Origin of the sequence: Halorubrum hochsteinianum, from assembly GCF_023702125.1 — an archaeon.
GTDB classification, from domain to species: domain Archaea; phylum Halobacteriota; class Halobacteria; order Halobacteriales; family Haloferacaceae; genus Halorubrum; species Halorubrum hochsteinianum.
This window is the reverse complement of sequence record NZ_CP098416.1, coordinates 1-17745: the sequence shown is the minus strand read 5'-3', so window position 1 is coordinate 17745 and position 17745 is coordinate 1. Positions and strand designations below refer to the sequence as shown.

Here is a 17745-nt window from a genome sequence, read left to right as displayed (position 1 = left end):
GTTAGTAACCTCCAGGGTCGTTCTCGGTCCGCCGGTAGGACGGCGTCCCGCCGTCTTCGTCGCTGTTCGCGCCACGGGCTGCAGCTTTCTGCGCCACAGCGTGTCCCGCTGCGGCCTTCGGTCCCCACCGGGCCGCCGTCGTTGCGATGCCGGCGCCGCCGACATAGGCCCCAGCGGCGACACCGCCGATGAGGGCCGCTCCCTTCGTCGCACCACCGAGAACCTTCGCCGTCAGCGGGGTCGCGTACTTGAACGTCTTCCACGTCACATAGAGCGCAACGAGGGGAAGTGAAGCCGCAACGAGATACTTGAGGAACGCTGATCCCGGCGTCAACGCCCCTCCAGAGTAGAGTAGGTCGTATCCTTTGAGGACTATCGCCGCAGGCAGGGGTAGGATGGCCAACGGGACGAACCGTTTGCTGAACCCCATCGCGACATCAGAGAGGACAGGAATGTTGCCATAGGCGACGGCGAACGCGATGGGCATCCCGTACAGGTAGATGTAGAGGAGAATCTGCCGGATGTAGAACAGCGCCTCCAGTGCCCACATCGAAATCCCTCCGATAAGAGCAAAGAGGAGACCAAGACCGGGGTTGGTAATCGACCCCGTTATGAACTGCAACATAGCAGAGCCCAGCGAGGACAGCTCCGGCATCAGGGCAATCGTGAACCCATCAACAAGGTAGAGCGCGAGCGCTCCAATCCAGTACCAGGTAATAATCAGAAAGGCTCCGACCCAGGCAGTCTTCTTGGTCTTCCGAGCCTCGTACGCACTCCCGATATTGAAGATGCGGATTGTGTGTCGTCCCTGAACGCTCATCACAAGTAGCAGCAGAGAAATCAACATGATCTCGCCGCCGATGAGCCCTTCTTGGATTGCTGGCCAAGGCGCGTTACTTGGTTCTCCGAAAATGAACGTCCCGTCAGTCTGGGGAGTCGGAGTGCCAAACATCTCTTCGGTCAGCGTCTGGTACCCCGACCGAAGCCCGTCCATAAACAGACCGATGAACCAATCGACGACGTCTTTGAAGCCCTCGAGAACGACGTCTATCAGGTCCACCATCGTTAGGCCTCCGTGATTGAAACCTCGCAGTCACTCATCTCCGTGGATCCGGAGTACTGTACATCGAAGGATTCCGACACCTGGTCGCCGCCAACCTGGGTTCGGACTGTGACGGTGAACTGGCCGCTGTTCCCGTCTGGGGAGCACCCCATTCCCTCCTCAGATTCGGAACCAAACGGAAACGAACTACTGAACAGGTCGGTAGTTTCTCCCGGCGAGATCACCACCTGCTCGGTTTCATACATCCCGCTACCTCGGGGATCTTCGACAGGGTTTGGAACATCACCGGAGAAAATTAACTCAACAATCGCTTCTGGTCCGCTTCCGGTGTTTTCGACGGTGACGTATGCTTCCCCGTTCTTTAGCCGATCCGTCTCGGTATCTCCGTAGACTTCGTCCCACGGCTTCTCAGGGTTATTCCGGTAAAGACCGACCTCTTGAAGTCCAATTTCCGGCTGAATCAGTGAGGAACTCTCAGCTAGCGTTTCTTCGCCGCTGAGAGCCACGACAGTATACTCTCCAGGCTCATAGGAAGTTCCGATCTCGAAAGAGATCTGTTGTGACCCAGCAGCGGTTTCTCGTTGACCGAACAGCTCCCCATTCGGCTGGACGAGGTTGATCTGGTCGACTCCCTCCTCTGAGGAGTATTCAACGACGAGTTCTGTCCCCTCTACGGTGACTTGCTGGATGATTCCCCCTTCATCAGACGGTGTTGAGTTCCCGCCATCCGGGGAATCGCCGTTGTTGAGGCATCCGGCCACACTCACGAGAGCGGCGCCAGCGACTGTTCGGAGGGCGGTCCGTCTACTGAGGTGGGGATTGTTCTGAGTCATGGTTTCTGTCCGAAGATGTCTTCTGGGCCGAGCATCCGCAGGAGGCGCTTGCCAGCGTAGAACATCACAAAGAACGGCAGGAGCTGCCAGCCGACCTCGAACACCAGCGCAAACCAGCCGTCGATCGTCCCTAGCGGGTTCCAGCGGGCCGTCGCGGTATCGCTCACGTACGCAGGGTCTTGACCGAGGCACGAACCAGGGTGGTACCGAGCCGTGTAGATGCCCGGTTCGTCGATGGTCACGATCGCCACCCCTGAGGCGTTGGTCTCGACGCGCTGATCCGCGACCGTGATGTACCCGTTTCGGGTGGTGCCGCCGATTGGATATTGACGGCTATCGTCGAGCGCAATCGGCGCACCAGTTTGATTGTCCCGCAGTTCGACCCTGACCGTCGCTTGGGACTGATTCTGTTGGATGACCTCAACAGTGAGATTACTGCGGCGGAGTTGTCGCTCGGAGCCGGCGTCCGGCTCGGCGATTGACGCATTCACGCCCCGGACGATGCCCGCAACGTGCAGCGCCTCTCGATCGACGGTCTCGGCTCGAACGGCGACGCCGTACGTCGTCGTGTACGACTGGTTGACGATGTCGATATTGATGTTCCCACCGATGGTGCCGACTGGTGACGGGCGGTCAGTCCCCCAGGTCTCGATGAGTTCCGGCCCGTCTCGAACCGGCTCGGCACGCGGCCCGATTCGCGAGGGATAGGCGTGGACGTACACCGGAATCGCGTCAGACTGAACGGTCGCACTAGCAGTCCGATTCGACCGAACGAGCGTGTCCCAGTTGGTGTTCCGAGCGGTGTAGAACCGCCAGATGCCACGGACCCGTGCCTCACCGTCATCCGTGAGCGTGTACCCCTGCCATGGCCGCGACTGGAAGATGGCCACGCCGGCGTCGCCGTTCGGATACTCGGCGTAGTAGGGGTACGCCGAGAGGTCGTAGATCTCGACGGCGATCGAATCGGAGACGTTCCGTGTTTCCGTCCGATAGGTGACGTCGACGTCCGTCCGGTCACCCAGGTCGGTTCTGACGGTTTTCTTCAGCCGGACGCTAATCTCCGCTTCCAGCGTGAGATTCGCACTCCAGTCGTCCTCGATCTGGTAGTCGAGGGCAGGCGTATGGGCCCCGTCACGCTCGGCGATGGTCTCGCCGTCCTTCTTCAACCGGACTTCTTCGATCTCGTGCTCCGTGAGCGACCACGAGATAGTCGTGTTGCCGGAGGAACTCCCGTTGGGGACGCGAACGCGGTAATCAACGAACCCGCGCATCGTCCCATTCGGTGCGATGTACAGTGGGGTTTCACCGGACTCGAGGTGTCCACGAGTAGAGGGCTGGACCGCGAAGATCGTCGCGTGAGCATCCTCGATGAAGACGCCGTCCTCGAGGTCTGCGTGCGGTGGATGTACGGACGTATCTGGGCCGCCGGCGTTGAGGTCCTCAAAGTCGTTCCGCGTCCATGTCGCCGCGGTCGCGGGCGGCCGTTTGAACGTAACGTCCGTCCCGTTGGCGACCTGATGGACGGCGGAGCGGTTCTCGCCGTAGCGCTGGCGGTACTCTTCTTGGCTGATGTAGTTGTCCGCATCACGTGACCACAGCGTTGCCGATTCGTTTTCCGTGAGCCCGTTCCCCTCCGTACCTGGTCGTGGCGGGTCAGCGGCGACGATACCCGTGACTAGGCTCGTCGCGAGCAAGCCGGCCATGAGCACGGAGAGCTCTCGGTGGTTCATAGGGCTCGCAACGGGGCTGTGGAGTGCTTACCAGGGGACGAGGTCGACGCACTGCGCCAGCGGGAGGCCCATCATTGACCCGGCGACGGTGTAGAGCGGGCCGAGGACGACGAGGACGACCGCGGACTTCATCGCCGAGCGCTTGTGGCGCTTGAGCCCCTTCTTCTGCTCGGGATTGAGGGTGAACATCTCGATGAGGGAGTCAGCCTGCCACACGATTGCGAGGCCGACGATTCCCAGCGCGGTGGTCAGCTGGAAGAACCCCTCAATCATGCTCGGGAGGTTGTCTGCGCTACAGACCGCGTTACTCTGGGCGGCGACCGGCTGGACAGCGAACAGGCTCAGGAGGACGACGGTGAGCGCTGCTTGCCGGGGGATCTTCCCGGTCAGCGGTGATTGGTTTTCGACGCTAGGCTCAGGGTCGGAGGGAGTCTGGTCCTGTGACATAGCGAGTCAATCATCTGTGGCGTCTCCAGCTGGTGGCTGGTTCTGTTGCTCTTCGACGAGCGACTGGAGGTCGTCGAATCGGTTGGTGTCTTCTGCGATCTCGTCGAGCGTGTAGCCCTGCTCGCGGGCCCGTTCGAGGAGGTCGCGGAGTTCATCGGGGTCAACACCGCGGACTTCCATTTCCTCGCGGAGGGCGCGGCGATAGAGGGCGGAGGCGTTGATGTGGTCGTTCCACATCAGGTACAGGTCATCGATGTCTTCGATGGTGACTGACCTCGTAATCATACATGCGGGTATGGGTATGCACCGGTTGAGTCACGGTACATATTGGCGCGGTAGTTGCATGATACCTAAATGCTTTCTGGCTATCAACTGCTGTAAATTTGTTGAGTAAATTATAACCAAATCACTTGTTGACCTCGTAGGAAAAACTTAACCAACGAAGGCGCAGGAGGAAGAAGACTGTTGGTTAAGAGTGAGAATCAGCTCGCTTACTCGAGCTCCACAACTTCGCCGCTCCCCTCGTCGAGGATCTCTCGCACTTCGGCCAAGAGTTCCTTCCCTTCCTCGTGGAGGGCTGTACCTTCATCGAGGTCGCATTCGTCCGCGTCGAGCTGTTCAATGATCTCCTCGACGCGACTCAGTCGATCGTGGATTTCGGAGTCGTTTGCCACGGTTAGATCACCCCCAGCCAAAGTCCGGTGATGACCAACAACAGCAACAGCAGCACTACGATGGCGACCTTGTAGTAAATCGGTGGGAGGCCCTCGGGTGCAGTCGCTTCATCGACTGCTTCGGCGAGTTCCTGTTCGTGTTCGTGCTCCTGCTGGAAGGTCTCGTACGCGGCGTCGAGCTGTTGCTCCAGCGGCTCGATCTCACTCGCAAGGAACTCTTGGCGGGAGTTTACGATATACTCGCCGGCGGCGGTTGGCGTGATCGTCGCGACGTCCGCCACCTGATCCGCGATGAGTCGGTCATCGGTGTGTCCAATCGCAGTGATCACCGGGTTATTCGCGGTGAAGATCGCCTCCGCGACCCGCTCGGTGTTGAAGGCTTGGAGGTTCGAATCGCTCCCACCGCCCCGACCGACGATGATCGCGTCGACGTCCTCCGAGCGGTCAAGATGGTGGATGCCGTTCGCGATGGACGTCGGCGCCTCCGACCCCTGGACGGTTGCGTCCTTCACCAGGATGTCGACGGTGGGGTCCTGTCCGTGGATCGCGTTCTGGATATCGTACCGGGCGTCTCCTCGAAGGGACGTGACGACGCCAACCCGCTCCGGAAACGTCGGCGGCTGTTGTTTCTGCTCGTCGTCGAACCAGCCACGCTCTTCGAGTTCGCTTCGCAGTCGTTCGACGGCAGCCGCCTGGTCGCCGTCGCCGACGACGATCACCTCCCACGGTTTGAGGTCGATTTTCCCACCTTCGACCCAGTAGTCGATATCGCCCTCGAGGATGACTTCAGTCCCGTCCTCGAGGTCGGCGTCCATCTCCCGGTAGCGGTTCGCCCAGATCATACAGGGGAGTTCGGCGTCGCCGTCGGTGAGCGTGAAGTAGAGCGCCGTACTGTTCTTGTGGAGGTCAGTGACCTCCCCGATACAGCGGACGCCGTTGAGGGCAGGCGTGTCCTGGACGACCGACGCGATTCGGTCGTTCAGCTGGGACACGCTAAGGACCTCTCTCGCATCGGGTTCGACCGCCTGCCGTTCGGTATCCGGTGCGTCCGCCATCTCCGTTTCCTAACTTCTGAACAGGAACCTCAAAAAGCTACGTTCGAGTGGCGGGGTTGGCTACGTTACGCAGGCCTACAGGTCGCGGGGCTGGACCGTCTTCCGGTCGTTGGCCTCGGCACGCCCTGCGGCGTCGTCGATCAGTTCGGCGACCTCTTCGTTGAGGGCATCGTAGAAATCTGCCGAGACGTTGTTGTCCGAGAGTGCGTCCTTCACGGCTGCTTTGACGATCAGGTCAGACATTCCATCGCGGACTTCTCTTGTCCACCATATAAAGGTTTGAAGTTCTCACACAGGGTTCTCGCCTCGTCGTATCGAATATCGGCCTTTGAGCACCAGAGAGAACATATGCCACCCCTCAAAAATAGTGAACGGACGGATGCACGATCTAACTGGGTTCCAGCGGGACATCTTGTACGTGACCGCCGGGCTCGAGGAACCACACGGGCTCGCAGTAAAGGCCGAACTCGACGACTACTACGAACAGGAGATCAACCACGGACGGCTCTATCCGAATCTCGACGACCTCGTTGACAAAGGCCTCTTGGAGAAAGGTGAACTGGACAAACGGACAAACGTATACACGGTCACGAAACGTGGATTGCGGGAGATCGAGGCGCGACGAGAATGGGAAATCCAGTATTTAGAAGACGTGAACGCACCCACTACGTCGTAGAAACAGGCGAGTAGAACTCATTGGCTCAATTGTAGTCTGTGAGAAGAAAGAGAAAGTGACCGTTCCTACTAATCAGCCCTAACCCAGATCACCGAAGAGTTCCTCATGCCGTTCTTCCAACCGTCGAATCGTCTCCTCCCGCTCACCCATTGCATCCTCCCGATGATCCTGAAGCGCCTCAAAGAACCAAGAATAGAAGCTGTTCAGAACGTCTTGGTATGAGTGCATCTCCGCTTGGATATCAATCTCTTCACCCAACTCCTCAAGATACTCTCGCGGCTCTGGGTCGAAATCACCGTGATTCAGCAGTTCGTCTCGCGACACAACTATGCCAAACCGAACCCCTTCCTCTTCCTCGAATAGCGTAATGTCAATCGAGGGGAGACGGCTCTTCACCATGAAATGCCGAAGCTGCTGGAGGAACTCCCACCGTGTTTCGATATCGTGCTTTCGCTTTCCTTTCTCGTAGATATCATCAAACTCGTTCGTACCGTACTTGTCCGCCCGCTTGATCCGTTGCGTCTGCTTGATGAGGGTGTAGACCGACACAACGTAGTTGTGATAGCGGCGTAGATACTCCTGGAGAAATGCATCCATGTCGCCTTTGTCCTTCTTCAACTGGATGTTCAACCCTTGATCTCGAAACCATTGGTCCAGCTCGTTCACTTCCTCAAAATTCCGATTAACGGTGTATATTGACCGTTTCAACCGCCGGAGTTCATTCGCAATTTCCGTTCCCTCGGTCTCTTCCAAATCCTGCAATATATCCCGGAAAGCGGAGTTATCGTCCATACCCGTGTTTGTGGCGGAGTGGTTATAAACCACTTCAGCAAGAAGAAATCAACAAATGGATTTCTACGTACCCCACGACGGTGATGTAGACGACGAAGAGCTGTACCAAGACATCGTCTACTACCTCGAGGAACATCTTGACCACTCAGTACAGACCGACACGAGGTACAGCTATCTCCGGTTCAAAGACGATGGCGACATCTATGAAGCAGAGGTCGGCGAGGTGTTCGACCCAGCTGATGAAATTGTTGTGACCATCTTTGAAGGCGGGTTTGTGTTCTACATCTGCACCCAGAACAAGGGAACGCCCGGTTCGGGCGAGGGACCAATAATTGTGGAAAAGGGCGGGACTGTTCTCTATACCCGGGAATTCGATGACTACTGATTACAGCTGTCTCGACGAGATGAGCCGCCAAGACAACGTGGTGTCTACATTTCGAGCATGATAGACCCGAGTATCCTTTCCAGCAACATTCTCGGTGGCGTCATCGCCCTCATCGTCGCCGTGGGAGTGTCTAGATGGGAGTTCAACCGACAAGCAAAAGAGAAGAAACAGAATTGGTACAGAGCTGTTCACAACACCTGTGTTCGGGCCTACGGCAGTCGAGATGTCGACCACCGGGGCGTCGATGACGCGAAACTGACTGAGTACGCACAGCTGTACCAGGCGTTCGCCGAGCAGATTGAGACTAACCTCGCGGAAGCCCCTACGGACGAAGTGAATTTACCCTTGTTTAATGCACTCCAGAATATCCAATTGGGTTGTATCAGGTTCACGCTTGAAGTTGACACGCCGAACCCGCATAAGCAGTTTCTGCACAGTCGCCACGAAACGATTATTGATTTCTGCCAGATTTCGATGTACCTCATCGAGTTCAAGAAGGATCCAGACATCGAGTATCTCCACGAATTAGAGGGGAAGGAACTGGAGGAAGCGAAGGAAAAGTACGAGAAATTCAGCGAAGGGACGTTATACGAGGAGCAAAACGACCGAGTGAGAGAGACGATACGAAAGCTGAGTAAGTTGGACGAGTAGTCGGCTACTATACCAGAACCCAATATTTTGAGAATGCGGCCCAGATTAGGTGTGACTATCAACCTCTTCTAGTGCTTCAGTTGCGACGTCACCGAGCTCACCAGCTTCAATATGTGAATACCGTTCTCTCACCATCTCCTCAGAGTTGTCTAAGTACCGAGCAGCAACAGTGTAGCCAAACGCACGGACAAGTACCTCCCCCATCCCGCGTCGGCCACCGTGCGGAGCAAGATAATCGTGTTTCGGATGGTTGATATCGATCTCTGCGGTCTCGGAGAGGCGTTGGAGAATCGACCGTGCGCCGTCCGTCGTGATCGACGGCGGCCGAATGTCCTCATCGAGCGCCAGCAAGAGGTCGCGAGCGTATTCGTCACGCCACTCAGTAATCGCTTCCGGGCGTTCTCCTCGTTCGGCTAGCTCTTCCCGGACGAGCTCCGCGAGCGTCCGTTGGTCGAACGTCGGAAACACCGGCCAGCGATCCGTGGGTGGGTCCATCAGCTGGCGGTAGCTCCGGAGCGGCGAGATCACCGGGTCGGGAAGACTGGCGGCGTCCCACTGCTGTTTCTTCCGGTAGACGTCCATACTCCCGTCGTCGAGGGAGAGGTCCTCCCAGCGAACACCGCGTCGGCGCGGGTCATTCGGGTCCCGGAGGAGTTCGCCGACGCGGACGGCGGTGTACGCGAGGACGAACACCAGAGCCCGGTCACGAGCCGCCTTCAGCGCCGCGTAACGTCCTCGCTGCTTGTCGAGGGGGTCAGTATCCTCTGGGAATGTCGTGTACGCCTCGACGGCGTCGCGGGCCCGTTCGTCGACGTGGCGGGTGAGGGCGTGGCGCTGTTCGGACGTCCAGGCCTGCTGGTCGCCGGGCTTGCGGCCGTCGTCCTCCGGCAGCGGCGCCATCGCACTGGCCCGCTGCGCGTAATGCGCCTCGAGATATCCCTCGTTGACGCACCAGCCACACCACGCAGAAATATAGCGGTAATAGGTTTGTACCGTGTTCTGCTTGAGTCCCCGATCTCCACCGAGATGTCGGGCGTACTCCCGGAACACGCGTTCGTCGAGATCATCGAAGGTCGGCCCGCGGTCGGCGTCGTCGGGGACGATCCCGGTCCAGTCGTCGGCGCCGCGGTCGCCGGCGGCCCACTCGGCGAACCGCTCGAGCTCGCGGGCTGCGTTTCGTCGATAGTTCCCACCGTCCCCACCACGACCTTTCCCTTTGTCCTGGAGGTAGCGCTCGAAGCTGTCGTCGAGCGGCGTCGAAGGCGCTCGTTCAGGCATCCACCGGCCCTCCACCGTCCTGCGGGCCCGGTCTCAGTGCCTCTACCCCAGGGGAAGCGCCGTCGTGAGGCGGTTGCAGCATTCGTGCTTCACCGACGGCGTCGGGGTACTTCAAAGTGATCGTGATTACGGGAATAATCAAGACCACTTAGTAAACACAACTATCGACAGAATTTGTCGGTCTGAAGGCCCTTACCGCCGAAGTACCGAACCAGCGGAAAGTGTATATTCTATACCGCTATACAGAATTTCGTGGTTGGGAAGTTGAGACTACACCGGGTTTAGCAGGCCTGTAATGCGTGAATTTGACCGATTTGGTCAGCGGAAACTGCCCCAGATGGCTCTCCAAGCGACTAATCTTGTCACACATTCAACTATATGGGCAGATTTTCGAGACTTCCAGCAGCGTAGCCACTCAGACGGCATGCTAACCAGAACAGAGTGCCTCACTACCCGATTCCAGTTTCCTTCTTCAGCAGCGTCAGCGTGTTGTCCGCTGTAATCATCGGAGAGTGCTTATACTCGCCAGTCAACTCGACCTGGACGAGTAGATCGACTGCCCGCCAGATCGAGTACAGCAGACAGGCGAACGCGAAGTAAAAGAATCGAAGCTCGAAGTTTTTCGATGTCGTGGCGGCCATGAACCGCTTTATCGATCGGTAGCCGCTCTCGATTTCCCACCGATACCCGTACTCCGTGAGATGACCACTCCCGCAGTTCGTCATGAACACCGAGTATTGCCGGTGGTCGTCGTGCTCGGAGTCCTGCTTCCGGCGGTAGATCAGCGTCGTCTCGTGCCATTCGTTCTTGCCGAGATGGAGCTTCCGGCCGGTCTCGTATCGGTCTTGGTCGCGCTGGAGCAACCGCTTGGCCTGGGCTTTCTCGCTGGTCTGCATCCGCTTCGGGACGATATAGGAGAGTCCGCGCTGGCTGAGCATCTCCAGGACGTGCTGACTGTCGAATTCCCGATCCATCAGCACGTTATCGACGTGGACGAGCTCTTCAGCCGAATCCAGTAAGTCCTCGACGATCTCCCCGCGTGACTCGCCTTTCCGTACTGGGCGGGCATCTAGTACTATCGGAACAGCGTTCCCGACCAACTGGACTGTGGCCCACTGGTAGGCGTACTCGTCGGTCTTCTCCTTCGTCCCAATAATTTCCTCCTCGTGACCCGTGCGGTCGCCTGTGAAGGGGTCAGCTTCGGTGATGTCGATGGCGACGATCCCTGCGCGGAAGAACTCCTCCGTCTCTGCGACCTCGTCGATGAGCTGTCGGACCGCCTGTCGGTACATCTCGCGAATCTGCTCGATAGGGAGGTCACGAATCTGGTCGCGATGACCGTGTCCGAGCGGTGTTCGATCACGCGTAGACTCGTGAATGAAGCTGCGAGCACCCTCGTTAGCTGCCAAGTTCTCTCGGAGCCCGAGATAGGTCTGTAAGCCCCAGTATGCGTTCTCGGGGATCTCACAGCCCTCACCACGATTGAGCGAGAACGCAGGGAAAACGACGCGATCGACGTGCTTTGTAATCGTCCCTGCTTTGTCGAGGAGGGCCTGGTCGTCAGGGTCCGATCCAGTAGCGTCGTCGCCTCGATCCGGAAGGGTTCGGTCTGGCTCCCGTGGTACAGCGACATCCGCGTTCTGCGCTTTGATGAGAATCGTTCGAGCCGCTTTCTGGACCGTTTCGCGGAGATCTCGCGTGAAGCGCTCGTTCCAGCTGCGCCACAGTGTCGATTGATTGGGGACCGACCCCAATCCTAGGCGTTCGCAGAATCCGGAGTTGCTATCGAGGTATTCTACGAGAGATGTTTCGTGCTCCCACCCGTAGAGTTCTTTCAGCACGAACATTCGAAAGAGGGTGGCCATCTCGTAGCGTGTCGAACTTCCGTAGCAGTCGTGTGCCCCAAATCTAAAGTAGGCTATCGGAAGTTCGCAGACGAGCCCTTCGAGTGAGTTATGATCAGGGTGCGTAAACCAGACTCCTGAGACGACTCTAATATCCGATTCTAACCCGGCGATCGAGGTTCGATCGTACAGCGGTGTCGAGTCATAAGCTGGCCACTCCACGTACGGCTGTTGGGCGATTCGTTGAAAGACAGTGCGTCGAGACTCGTGATCCGCGAACACTGTATGAGTTACTGGTCATCCAGCGGCGAAACCAGTATCTGTGAGGCCAGTCTTCTTGGAAGACTTGTCTGTTCACTTGCGTCCCCGATAGTAACGACCATCATTCCAATCGGTGTGATTTCGTTGAGGTGGAGGCGTTCAGTCGGTTCCAGCCCGATCGAAACGAGATACTCTAGTACCTCGTCATCCTGCGTCAAGATCCGCGTGACTTCTACACTCGCCGATTCCTCAATTTCAACTAGCGAGGTAACATTCTCTGACTGAGGGAGGTCAAGGTTACTGTCGGGGATTGGATCACCGTGTGGGTCGGTTTCTGGCATATCGAGTTTCCGTTCGATCTCTCGACAGAGCCGCTCGCTGAGGTGATGTTCCAAGATGTCGGCCTCGGTGTCGACTTCGCTTATCGCGTACCCGAACAGCTCCGCGAGCATCGTCTCGGCGAGCCGGTGTCTGCGGACCACTCGGAGGGCGAGTTCCTCGCCCTCGGTCGTGAGCCGAACCGGGCGATACTGTTCCCAGTCGATCAGCCCCCGATTCGAGAGCGTACCCAGCATACTCGTCACTGAAGCTTGGGTGACGCCGAGCTGTTGGGCGATTTCCGAGTTGGACACCCGGCCGTCGGCCTCCTGTTCGAGACGGTAGATGCGACGGAGATAGTCTTCCATCTTCGGCGTGATCGCTGGCAACGACTCCGGCGCGTCTGGGGTGTCAGAATCGGATGAACTCATTTCGTCTGGGATGATCAAACGGTTACTTCGCGGGTCACCGCAGGGGTTCGTCGTGGAAGCGGTCGTCAGTCGTCACTCGGTCTGGCTTCCCCCATGTCGATACTTCCCATCTCAGGGGTCTCCTCCTCACCGAAGGCCGTCTGGAGTTTTCCAAGCACGACGGCGGCGACGTAGATCGCCACCGCCGTGAGGACGATGACCCCGCCCGCGATCGTCCCCGCGTAGTACGAGATACCGATCCCGGCCAGGACCGCGATTTCGGCGAGAACGATTGACACGAGTATCGATTCGTTGAAGCTCCGAGAGACCTGCGACGCGCCGGCGACGGGCACGACGAGCATCGCGGCCACGAGTATGACCCCCATAATCTGCATCGCGCCTACGACGACCATCGCGGTCAACATCACCACGACGCGGTTGTACCATTTCACCGGTAGTCCCGACACCTCGGCGGCCGTCTGGTCGAAGGTGACGTACAACAGCTGATTGCGGGTGATTCCGACCACTGCGACGATGATGGCAAACAGGACCAGGAGCAGTGCCGCGCTCTGGGAGGTGACCGTCGAGAGGTTCCCGAACAGGTACTGGTCGACGCCAACAGCCAGGCCACCAGCGTTGATACTGATGAGCGTCGTCCCCAGGGCAAAGCCCGTCGAGAGGACGATCGCCATCGACACGTCGTTGTAGGCGTCGGTCACCTCGGAGATGAGTTCGATGAACAGCGCCGAGATCATCGCGACGACGACAGCCGTGAGATACGGCGTGACACCGAAATCGATGGTCGCGTTCAGGAACAGTCCGACGGCGACGCCTGCGAACGCAGTGTGTGCAAGCGCGTCCCCGATGAGCGCCAGCTGGCGGTGGACGAGAAACGTCCCGATGAGCGGGGCCATCACCCCGATACAGAGGCCGACCAATAGCGCCCGGTGCATGAAGGCGTACTGGAGTATCTCAATACCCGTCGCGTTGTATAGCTCCGTCATCAAGCCCGACCAGACCTCGAGGATCCAGTAGAACGGGGCCAGTGCCGTGTCGAGCGCGCTCGCTTGGAGCGGGACCGGAGCCACCGTCCCGCTCATCGACGATCACCCAATGCGGCGGCGGCACCGAACGCACGGGACAGTGCGTCGCTCTCGACGAACTCGTCGGTCGGTCCGTCGAAGTAGATCTCCCCGTTGAGACAGACGACTCGGTCGGCATTGTCCGTGACTGCCCCGAGGTCGTGTTCGATTAGCAAAACAGTGATACCGTCGTCGTTGAGCGCTTCGAGCAGCTCGTAGAACGCCTCGACGGATTCGGCGTCCACGCCGACCGTCGGTTCGTCGAGCACGAGCAGATCGGCCTCACTGGCGAGGGCCCGAGCGATGAACGCCCGTTGGCGCTGCCCGCCCGACAGCTGGGTCACCCGGCGGTTGGCGAAGGCGCTCATCCCGACCGTATCGAGCGCATCGTCGACGATGGCCCAGTCCTCGCTGGAGAGGCGACCGAAGCCGACGTGTGGGAACCGGCCCATCTTCACGACCTCGCGGACGGTGATCGGCATCTCCTTCGAGGCGCTGGCGTGCTGTGCGACGTAGCCGAGCCTCGAGCCGTCGTCGAACTTGTGCGAGGGTTCGCCGAACAGCCGGGCGGACCCCTCGTCCGGCTCTAACAGTCCGAGCATCAGCTTCAGCAGCGTGGACTTCCCCGAGCCGTTGGGACCGACGACCGCGACGTACTCGCCGGGGTCGATCCGCAGCGAGATGTCCTCTACGACCGTCGCGGCGGTGTACCCGAAGTCGACGTCGGAGAGGTCGATGATCGGCTCACGACTGGTCCGACCACTTGCCGAACTCGTGGTGTTCTGTGTACTCATCGAACAATCACTCGAAGTTCATCCACTGGTCTGTCCAGCCGTCGGGGCCAGCTTCCTCGGGGGTCTTGTTACCGAGACAGATTTCGAGAGTGGGTTTGTTGATCTGGTAGGCGACCTCCTTGTATCCCCAGTTGTTCTCGACCCAGTCCTCGCGGACGCCCGCGTAGGGCGTCACCGGGAAGTACGCCTCTGCCTGAGTCTCCTCGATGAGTTGGACCGCCGGGCGACGGGCTTCGAAGACGCCGTTGGCGATGTAGCTGATGTCGTTCTCCTTGATGACCTGCTGGGCTTCGGTGATGTCTTCGGGGGCGACGTTGCCGCTGGCGGCGAGGTTCGTCACGAGTGGGCGCATTTCGGTACCGTACGCGTCGGCCCAGTACTGGAAGGCGTTGTGCGCGGCCAGTTGCACCACGTCACGGTCGGACTCCTCGAACATGGCCTGGAAATCCTGTCTGACCTGTTCGAGAACGTCTGCCTTGTACGTCTCGGCGTTGTCCATGAGCGCGCTTTCGTGGTCCGGGGCGATTTCGGCCATCCCTTCGGCGATGTTGTCGACCGATATCTTCGCCCGCTGTGGGTCGAGCCAAAAGTGGGGGTCGAGCCCCTGCCCTTCGCCGACACCCTCCTCTTCGGGGTCGAGCGTCTCCGCGAGTGGGAGCAGGTCGACGCCTTCGCGGGCGTTGATGAGATGCACGTCGATGTTGTCGTCTTCGAGCGTCTGAATCGCGCGGTCTGCCCACGGCTGGAAGCCCGGACCGACGTGGAGGAACGCGTCCGACTCGATGATGCGCTGGGTAATTTCGGCACTCGGCTGCCAGCCGTGGCCGTGGAGTCCCGTCGGCACGAGGTTCTCGACCTGTAGTGGCGTCCCGTCGACGATATTCCGTGCGAAGTCGTAGAAACTGAAGAAGGACGCGACGGTGAGCGTGGGACCGTCCCCGTTCGCCCCCTCGCCGTTGCCACCGCCCATGCTCGTACATCCAGCGAGACCGGTGGCGAGGAGCCCCGCACCGCCAGCGAGGGCTTTTCTGCGCGAGAGACTGTGCTTCGATTTCGACTGCGTCGTGTCGTCCATCGTCGGCTAGTCGGTGATGGGACTAAAAGTATAGAAGTTTCCATCGAAAATGGGGTTTAGACACATCTAATTCTGTGGCCGTTGTATCTCGTGTCGAGATCTCACTGTTAGCAGTACTATTTGTATTGTGAAATTACCAGCGTCCACAACTACGGTCTCGAGACTTTCCTCGCTCGTGTTCTCGAAGGGGTCTCGACCGATGAATATGCTTGAAGGGGTGTTCATCACTCACCGTGACATGTGTTCGATGTGAAAGCGACGATAATAACGAAGCCAATAGTGGGTGACGAGTACTCAGAGCCACAAAGAGATTCGAGGACCGTATGCATTGAGAACGCCAGTCTCAACTACTGTCGTGGTGGGCTCTGTGAAGAGATGGGCCCACCGGCAGCGAGTTAGTAAATGGTAATTGAAGGGATAGAGCCGTTAGAACTAGCTAGCGCTGGGGGTGTGATCATGGGGGAAATCGTGCGGTGCGCCGAAGCTGTGGTGTTGGTGGTTATGTAGAGGGAGATCACGTCGTGCGAAATATTTTAACGCCGTGACAGCAATCCTGGTGGTGATGGGGCCTCACGCACCGGAGACGAAACAGGCTTGGAAGGAGTTGAACGAGCATTTTGGCAGGTGTCCGAAGTGTGGAACAGACCCATTCGTGGGTTGGAACGCCCTTTCTTCCCATACCGCTCATATGAAGGCGTTATACATAATCGCGAATTCACTTGCGAGAGCGGATATCGCTAAATTCAGCTCACGCCTCTCTGATGCTGCAGAGGGTGGAAAAGCGTTAAACAAGGTAAAGCACTCAGAGTCTGGAGTCCTGCAAAGTTTGAGCGAGCATCTTACGAAGGCCCATTCCGAAGCAGCAAACGTTGTTATCAAAGAGGAAAAGTTTGAGTGTAAGGAATGTGGCGCGGTTTGGAATCCGGATAAGTGGGATATCTCCCTAACTGAGCTTGGATTTACGGCTTACAAGTATTGAGAAGTGACTATCAGCCGTCAACGCTCGGGGGAACACGGTCGAGTCACCCAATTGAGATTTATCTCGGGATCTCATGACCACCGCACACATTAAGAGCATTTGTCTTGATATATTTTTCATTCTAGGAGTTATTTGCCACCCAGCTCAGAAAGTCGAGCCTGGATTTCCTCGGCATCCGCCTCAGAGAGCGCCTCAACACCGAACTGGACGAGTAGCGGGTAGAAGTGGCGGTTCTTCTTGAACTCGTCCTGGCCCGCCTTGCGGAGCTTCAGCTGGGACTCGAGGTAGGTATCCTCCATCTCGTCAAGGACATCGTCGGGAATGTAGATCGTTCGTCCGTTCCACTCGTCCTTGATGTTCGTCTTCGTTTCGCTCGTTTCGTTCGTTTCACTCGTTGAAGTCGATTCGGTCGTTTCGGTCGACGAACTGGTTTCCACCGTTTCATTCACCTCACTCGTTTCGGCGGAATCGGCCTCATCATCCTCCTCTTCGTAGTTGCCCTCGATGCCGGAAGCATCGCCCCAGCCGTCGGTCATGCTTCCACCTCCTCAGGTGCGGTCTTCTCAAACGTCTCGTCGAACAGGTCGGCGATCTCGTTGAACAGGTCGCGTGCATCCTCGACGCGCTGGTTCTCCTTACCGAAGCCAAAGACGGACACCCCCTCGCCAATCGACTGAGAGAGGTCGGTCCGCTTCGGGATCTCGAACACTGGAAGGGAGTACGCCGACTTGATCTCCTCGATGGTGTCGCGGTGTTCGGCGTTCTGCTCGACACGGTTACAGACAATCGCGATCCGATTGATGTCTCCGTACGCCTGTTCGAGGGAACTCAGCTGCTTGGCGAAAATCTGGAGGCTGTTGGCGTTGAGCTTCTCGGGAATGACGGGGATGACGACGTTGCCGGTCGCGACGAGGGCATTGTCAGTGAGGACGTTCAGGGATGGCGGCGTGTCGACGATGATGTAGTCGTAGTCCTTCTCGAGTTCGTCGAGAGTCATCTCCAACCGCTCGCGACTTTTCGGCGCCTCAAGCAACGTCTGGATGTTCTTGTTGTTCGCGAGCTTCTCGCTCGCGGGGAGGATGTCGAATTCCTTGTGCTCGACGATGATGTCGTTTACCGACTCCATCTGATCGAAGTCGAGGACGTCGAACAGCGTTGTACGGTCGGTATCGTAGTACAGATCGTTGTAGCCAAGCGAGCAGGTGAGTCCCCCGTGGTAGTCGATATCGACCAGGAGGACATCGTGGCCTCGGGCGGCGAGTGCGCCGCCAGTATGAATGACGTCGGTTGTCTTCCCCGCGCCGCCCTTCTGATTCGCCACCGTGATTCGTGCTGTATTGGTGTCGGTCATTATCTTCGTTTCGCTCGTTATGTTCGTTTCGTTCGTTTTGGTCGTTT

21 protein-coding genes are annotated in these 17745 nt (G+C 58.2%); 4 read left to right on the top strand and 17 right to left on the bottom strand.

All coding sequences use genetic code 11. From position 1 onward, the window contains the following. Position 1 precedes the first annotated feature (1 nt). The 8 genes from NAF06_RS15065 to NAF06_RS15030 form a co-directional block, all read right to left on the bottom strand. Positions 2–1063 (bottom strand): TrbL/VirB6 family protein, encoded by a 1062-nt coding sequence (locus NAF06_RS15065; protein ID WP_008580514.1) that lies wholly within the window; start codon positions 1061–1063, stop codon positions 2–4. Between the two features lie 2 nt (positions 1064–1065). Then, positions 1066–1896 carry a hypothetical protein gene (locus tag NAF06_RS15060; RefSeq protein ID WP_080507120.1) on the bottom strand — a complete coding sequence of 277 codons (831 nt, stop codon included), beginning with the start codon at positions 1894–1896 and terminating at the stop codon, positions 1066–1068. After that, positions 1893–3626: a DUF8186 domain-containing protein gene (locus NAF06_RS15055; protein WP_008580509.1), complete on the bottom strand. Its 1734-nt coding sequence runs from the start codon at positions 3624–3626 to the stop codon at positions 1893–1895. Before NAF06_RS15055 ends, NAF06_RS15060 begins: the two co-directional genes overlap by 4 nt. Positions 3627–3653: 27 nt before the next feature. After that, entirely contained in the window at positions 3654–4073 is a 420-nt protein-coding gene (locus tag NAF06_RS15050) for a DUF7985 family protein (protein WP_008580508.1), read from the bottom strand. Between the two features lie 6 nt (positions 4074–4079). Next, positions 4080–4358: a hypothetical protein gene (locus NAF06_RS15045; RefSeq protein WP_008580506.1), complete on the bottom strand. Its 279-nt coding sequence runs from the start codon at positions 4356–4358 to the stop codon at positions 4080–4082. Between the two features lie 206 nt (positions 4359–4564). Next, a complete protein-coding gene (xseB, locus tag NAF06_RS15040) occupies positions 4565–4747 on the bottom strand; it encodes an exodeoxyribonuclease VII small subunit (RefSeq protein WP_008364406.1) in 183 nt (60 codons plus the stop codon). A 2-nt stretch (positions 4748–4749) separates the two neighbouring features. Next, entirely contained in the window at positions 4750–5802 is a 1053-nt protein-coding gene (xseA, locus tag NAF06_RS15035; RefSeq protein WP_251106201.1) for an exodeoxyribonuclease VII large subunit, read from the bottom strand. A gap of 75 nt (positions 5803–5877) precedes the next feature. Next, positions 5878–6045: a hypothetical protein gene (locus NAF06_RS15030; RefSeq protein ID WP_008580660.1), complete on the bottom strand. Its 168-nt coding sequence runs from the start codon at positions 6043–6045 to the stop codon at positions 5878–5880. 136 nt (positions 6046–6181) lie between these two features. On the opposite strand from NAF06_RS15030, the gene NAF06_RS15025 reads away from it, so the two are divergent. Beyond that, positions 6182–6478, top strand: coding sequence for a PadR family transcriptional regulator (locus NAF06_RS15025; RefSeq protein WP_008580658.1), 297 nt, complete (start codon positions 6182–6184; stop codon positions 6476–6478). A gap of 78 nt (positions 6479–6556) precedes the next feature. Here the strand turns inward: NAF06_RS15025 and NAF06_RS15020 are convergent, their stop codons facing one another. Beyond that, positions 6557–7270, bottom strand: a complete 714-nt coding sequence (locus tag NAF06_RS15020) for a hypothetical protein (protein WP_008580656.1) — start codon at positions 7268–7270, stop codon at positions 6557–6559. A gap of 55 nt (positions 7271–7325) precedes the next feature. On the opposite strand from NAF06_RS15020, the gene NAF06_RS15015 reads away from it, so the two are divergent. Continuing rightward, positions 7326–7655 (top strand): hypothetical protein, encoded by a 330-nt coding sequence (locus tag NAF06_RS15015; RefSeq protein WP_008580654.1) that lies wholly within the window; start codon positions 7326–7328, stop codon positions 7653–7655. A 57-nt stretch (positions 7656–7712) separates the two neighbouring features. Further along, entirely contained in the window at positions 7713–8306 is a 594-nt protein-coding gene (locus tag NAF06_RS15010) for a type 2 periplasmic-binding domain-containing protein (protein ID WP_008580652.1), read from the top strand. A gap of 45 nt (positions 8307–8351) precedes the next feature. Here the strand turns inward: NAF06_RS15010 and NAF06_RS15005 are convergent, their stop codons facing one another. From NAF06_RS15005 to NAF06_RS14980, 6 genes are all read right to left on the bottom strand, one after another. Beyond that, a complete protein-coding gene (locus tag NAF06_RS15005; protein ID WP_008580651.1) occupies positions 8352–9584 on the bottom strand; it encodes a phage integrase SAM-like domain-containing protein in 1233 nt (410 codons plus the stop codon). Between the two features lie 449 nt (positions 9585–10033). Next, positions 10034–11710, bottom strand: coding sequence for a transposase (locus NAF06_RS15000; protein WP_049908496.1), 1677 nt, complete (start codon positions 11708–11710; stop codon positions 10034–10036). An 8-nt stretch (positions 11711–11718) separates the two neighbouring features. After that, on the bottom strand, positions 11719–12438 hold the full coding sequence (locus NAF06_RS14995; protein ID WP_008580647.1) for a metal-dependent transcriptional regulator: 720 nt from the start codon (positions 12436–12438) through the stop codon (positions 11719–11721). A 65-nt stretch (positions 12439–12503) separates the two neighbouring features. After that, positions 12504–13517, bottom strand: a complete 1014-nt coding sequence (locus NAF06_RS14990; protein ID WP_008580646.1) for a metal ABC transporter permease — start codon at positions 13515–13517, stop codon at positions 12504–12506. Next, complete coding sequence (locus NAF06_RS14985; protein WP_008580643.1) at positions 13514–14293, bottom strand: metal ABC transporter ATP-binding protein; 780 nt, start codon at positions 14291–14293, stop codon at positions 13514–13516. The genes NAF06_RS14990 and NAF06_RS14985 overlap by 4 nt, the downstream gene beginning before the upstream one ends. 7 nt (positions 14294–14300) lie before the next feature. Then, complete coding sequence (locus NAF06_RS14980; protein ID WP_049908495.1) at positions 14301–15368, bottom strand: metal ABC transporter substrate-binding protein; 1068 nt, start codon at positions 15366–15368, stop codon at positions 14301–14303. Between the two features lie 541 nt (positions 15369–15909). Between NAF06_RS14980 and NAF06_RS14975 the strand changes: the two genes are divergently transcribed. Continuing rightward, a complete protein-coding gene (locus NAF06_RS14975) occupies positions 15910–16347 on the top strand; it encodes a hypothetical protein (RefSeq protein ID WP_152418719.1) in 438 nt (145 codons plus the stop codon). Between the two features lie 128 nt (positions 16348–16475). Here NAF06_RS14975 and NAF06_RS14970 read toward each other — a convergent pair whose 3' ends face one another. Both NAF06_RS14970 and NAF06_RS14965 read right to left on the bottom strand, forming a co-directional pair. Continuing rightward, positions 16476–16883 carry a DUF8160 family protein gene (locus NAF06_RS14970; RefSeq protein WP_008580639.1) on the bottom strand — a complete coding sequence of 136 codons (408 nt, stop codon included), beginning with the start codon at positions 16881–16883 and terminating at the stop codon, positions 16476–16478. Next, positions 16880–17698, bottom strand: a complete 819-nt coding sequence (locus NAF06_RS14965; RefSeq protein ID WP_049908493.1) for a ParA family protein — start codon at positions 17696–17698, stop codon at positions 16880–16882. The genes NAF06_RS14970 and NAF06_RS14965 overlap by 4 nt, the downstream gene beginning before the upstream one ends. Positions 17699–17745: the final 47 nt, after the last annotated feature.